General features: G+C 44.6%; 4 protein-coding genes. 2 read left to right on the forward strand and 2 right to left on the reverse strand.

What is annotated here, in order from left to right:
• Positions 1-135: 135 nt before the first annotated feature.
• Complete coding sequence (locus tag LW728_RS22990) at positions 136-900, reverse strand: hypothetical protein (protein WP_287665049.1); 765 nt, start codon at positions 898-900, stop codon at positions 136-138.
• Between the two features lie 69 nt (positions 901-969).
• Positions 970-1,737 carry a creatininase family protein gene (locus LW728_RS22995; RefSeq protein ID WP_002801074.1) on the reverse strand — a complete coding sequence of 256 codons (768 nt, stop codon included), beginning with the start codon at positions 1,735-1,737 and terminating at the stop codon, positions 970-972.
• A gap of 74 nt (positions 1,738-1,811) precedes the next feature.
• Here LW728_RS22995 and LW728_RS23000 point away from each other — a divergent pair, with 74 nt between their 5' ends.
• Together LW728_RS23000 and LW728_RS23005 are read left to right on the forward strand one after the other, a co-directional pair.
• Positions 1,812-2,564: a response regulator transcription factor gene (locus LW728_RS23000; RefSeq protein WP_287768485.1), complete on the forward strand. Its 753-nt coding sequence runs from the start codon at positions 1,812-1,814 to the stop codon at positions 2,562-2,564.
• A gap of 47 nt (positions 2,565-2,611) precedes the next feature.
• The gene (locus tag LW728_RS23005; RefSeq protein WP_002801072.1) at positions 2,612-3,904 is read left to right on the forward strand and encodes a sensor histidine kinase; all 1,293 of its coding nucleotides are present in this window, start codon (positions 2,612-2,614) and stop codon (positions 3,902-3,904) included.
• The last annotated feature ends 152 nt before the right edge of the window (positions 3,905-4,056 follow it).

A 4,056-nucleotide genomic window follows, 5' to 3' on the forward strand; every position in this document is an offset into this window, starting at 1 on the left:
TCCCAAAGGTTTAGCTAACCCGGGGAAATTATTCCCCACCCCGCGCAGCTGTGGAGAAGCCGCTAATGCAAAAATACAAGGGTTTGGGGGGGTGGATGTGTTTTAGGTTATCGGTAAGTATTGACTGACTACTGATTACAGTCCACCTTGGGGTCCTAGGGGCAGATTGATATTAGAGGGGAAAACCTGGACTTGTCTTTCTAGAAAGCGTTGAGTGACTAATTCTCGGAAAATCTCTAGGTCTTTTTGCCATTGTCCCAGATATTGTTTGAGCAGATTTAATCGATCGCTACCCTCGGCCAGATTATAGTTAAAGTTACCGGCAAATAATAGTGCCGCTAGGGTTTTGCCATCGGGTAATTGCAATTTTGCCTCGTTAATCGCCAGGGATAGCTGAGAGGTTTCTAACTGATAAATTAGATTGATGCTGGCTTGTAGGGGGGCCTTACCGAAATTGTGCCAGGGACCGGGGGCGAGAAGAGTTTCGGTGATATATTTTTTAGCGGCATCGGGACTACTAGGGAAAGGAACAATACTTTTCGGCGCGATACCCAGGGCTTGATATTCGGCTAAAGGGAGTTTATCTAGATATAAAGCAACAATTTCTGGCAGTTTCAGGTTCAGGCTATCGGGAGAGTTAATTATCTCCACAAAGGTAATTTTCCGGGGTTGGGCGACGATGCTGATACCATTTTGAAAATTAACTTGAGCGTAATTAGGATTGAGTACCGGCTGGCCATTTAATTCCCAGTCGGGGGGAACTATTCCCGAATATTTGAGGAAATCAACCGTTAGCATGGCGGGATTGAGGCTTTTGGCTGTAATTGCGATGGCAAGTTCTTGTATTTCCCGCAAACTAGCCAGAGCTTGATTGGAGTTATTGTCAGTGGTGGCAGTCATCAATTTTCTCCTTGCATATTTAAGTTTTATCTTTAGGGCTACAGTTAAATTATTCCGGGTCTCGGAGGCCTAGTCACTAATCAACTTAGACAAAGGACAAGAGAGCCATTCCAGATAACTATTACTCAATTCTTTCACAGCTAATTCATAGAACCTCTGACCGTGTTCGGGAGTGGCTAAAGCAGGATTGGAACCCATACGACCATCGGGGTAGTTTTGGCGAAAATTAGCCGCACCGTAAATACCATGACCAGAAGCCACTTTTTCGGATAAAAAGGCATTTTTAAGGCTCTCAGGGTAAAGATACTGAGTTAACGCCACTTCGCTCGGTGTAGCGTGGGAACCCTCCTGATCTCCATACAATTCTTTGGCTAAAAGATAAACATCTCGCACCATAAACCAATTGGCCACTTGACATTTAACCTCGTTTGTGTTAGGCAAATTAAGGGAATCCAAATGATAATAGGTTTCCGCAAAAGCGGCTTTTAGGGTGGCAATATTGCCCCCGTGACCATTAATAAAGAAAAATTGACGAAAACCCGCTCTAGCTAAACAAGTCACATAGTCGAGGATTACTTGAATCAAAGTGCTAGGACGAAGGCTAATTGTACCGGGGAAAGCCGTATGGTGTAGGGCCATACCGACATTTAAGGTAGGTGCTACCATTGCTCCTACCTGTTTCCCCACTCCTTTAGCGATCGCCTCAGCACATAGAGCATCTGTACCAATCAGTCCCGTCGGCCCGTGTTGTTCCGTGGAACCAATGGGAATAATAATTCCCTGAGATTGTTCTAGATAGGATTCCACCTCTAACCAGGTAGATAACTGTAATAACATTCGGCTCTAGCCTTCCAAAACGAGTGCGGGTTGACAAATTGAGATAAAATCAAGACGAATAATCAAGTATTTTTATGTTAACCCTTGACACCCCCCCCTTGTCGGTGAGTACGGATTTCGTTCCCAATCATCGGATTTTAATCGTTGAAGATGAAGAAGTGATTCGGGATATGATTATTTTGGCTTTGGAAGAAGAAGGTTACGAGGCTCTCGGTGTTAGTGATGGTCGCGTTGCCCTAGAATTACTGCAAAGTCAAGAATCTAATCACGGTGAGTCTCGTTTTGATTTGGTCGTTTTGGATTTAATGTTACCCCAAGTCAACGGTCTTGATATCTGCCGTCTGTTGCGCTATCACGGCAATATTATCCCGATTTTAATTTTAAGTGCTAAGGCCAGCGAAACCGATCGAGTTTTGGGTTTAGAAGTAGGTGCCGATGATTATCTGACTAAACCCTTTAGTATGCGCGAATTAGTCGCTCGTTGTCGCGCTCTGATTCGTCGTCAAGGATTTACTTCCCTAGCTGCCGCTACCGTGCGCAAATTCCGCGATGTTCTTCTCTATACCCAGGAATGTCGGGTGACAGTGCGAGATGAAGAAATTAACCTTTCTCCTAAAGAATTCCGTCTCCTCGACCTATTTATGAGTTATCCGCGCCGAGTTTGGTCAAGAGAGCAATTAATTGAACAAATTTGGGGGCCAGATTTTTTAGGAGACACCAAAACCGTCGATGTTCACATTCGCTGGTTACGCGAAAAACTAGAAATCGATCCCAGTCAACCGGAATACCTGATTACTGTACGCGGTTTCGGTTATCGTTTTGGCTAGGTGAGCGATTATATTTTCAAGTTTAGCGATCGCCGCTCGCGCAGACAATGACTATTTTCGCTTTTATTTTGGGAGTAGTTTTAGGTTTGAGTATTTGTTACTGGCAAGTCTCACGCTTAAATAGAGAGTTAAAGCGAACCCTAAGCGCTCTCTCGGATTCGGCGGATTTGTCGGCTTCTTTTCCCGTTACCTCCCTAGTGCGTCGAGAATTACAGTTTCTCTCCCAAAGTCTGCAAGAGCGAGAAAAGAGCTTAGAAATTCAGAAATCCTTGCTAGAACGAGCGCCGATCGCCTATCTTCATGTGGATGCCGATAATCAACTGCTCTGGTGTAATCAACAGGCAATTACCCTCTTAAAACTCGATCGCTGGCAGCCAGATCAGGTGCGTCTGCTGCTGGAATTGGTGCGATCCTACGAATTAGATCAATTAATTCAAGAAACTCGCCAAAAACAGAGTCCACAGGTGCAAACTTGGACTTTTTACCCGACTAATTATCCTGTCACCCCTATTAGCGATCGCCAAGTGATTGCTCCTAAATCGATTGCCTTGAAGGGTTACGGTTATCCCTTGCCAGAAGGTCAAATCGCTGTATTTATCGAAAATAGACAGCCTTTAGTGGAATTATCGCAAAATCGCGAGCGAGCTTTCTCTGACTTAACTCACGAGTTACGCACTCCCTTAACCTCCATTTCTCTCCTTACCGAAGCTTTACAAAAACGCCTGCAAGCTCCCGAAAGACGCTGGTTAGAACAAATGGGGAAAGAAGTGGAGCGTTTGAGTCAATTAGTCTGCGATTGGCTAGAAATCAGTGAATTACAAGCGGATGCGGGGCGATCTTTACAATACCAGATAATTAATCTAGAGGAATTAATCAGCGCTGCTTGGCAGACTGTCACCCCAATAGCCGCCCAAAAACAGATTAGCTTAGATTATTCCTCTCCGGTGGATTGGACGCTGGAAGTGGATCATTCTCGTCTGCTGCAAGTTTTCCTGAATCTCTTTGATAATGCCATTAAGTATAGTCCCGATCAGGGGAAAATTCGCCTAGAAATTCGAGAAATATCCGATACTATCGGGGAAAAATGGCTGAAAATTGACGTTATCGACAACGGGAAGGGATTTAACGAAGCGGATCTCCCCTACGTTTTTGATCGGCTCTTTCGCGGTGATCCTTCCCGCACCCGTCAAAAACAAGGCACAAAGGATTATAGTACCGGTTTAGGTTTATCGATTGCCAAAGAGATTATTCAAGCCCATGGCGGTTCGATCGTCGCTCAAAATGATCCTAACACCGGCGGCGCTCGCCTACAAGTCACTCTCCCCCGTCAAAAAAATTAGGTGGGAATTATGAATTATGAATTATGAATTATGAATTGGCAGCAATTCTCATTTTAAAAAGTAACAAGTGATACAGACAGAAACAAAGCTTTAAGCAGGCTACAAAATGCGCTCCCGCGAGTGCGACTGCATCGCAGAGAAGTGAGTATATA

Source organism: Microcystis sp. 49638_E5 (genome assembly GCF_021300285.1).
Taxonomy (GTDB): Bacteria; Cyanobacteriota; Cyanobacteriia; order Cyanobacteriales; family Microcystaceae; genus Microcystis; species Microcystis aeruginosa_C.

Bases quoted from the DNA above. Each gene is read 5' to 3' on its own strand.
- LW728_RS22990 (WP_287665049.1), bottom strand. From the start codon at position 900: ATGACTGCCACCACTGACAATAACTCCAATCAAGCTCTGGCTAGTTTG.
- LW728_RS22995 (WP_002801074.1), bottom strand. From the start codon at position 1,737: ATGTTATTACAGTTATCTACCTGGTTAGAGGTGGAATCCTATCTAGAA.
- LW728_RS23000 (WP_287768485.1), top strand. From the start codon at position 1,812: ATGTTAACCCTTGACACCCCCCCCTTGTCGGTGAGTACGGATTTCGTT.
- LW728_RS23005 (WP_002801072.1), top strand. From the start codon at position 2,612: ATGACTATTTTCGCTTTTATTTTGGGAGTAGTTTTAGGTTTGAGTATT.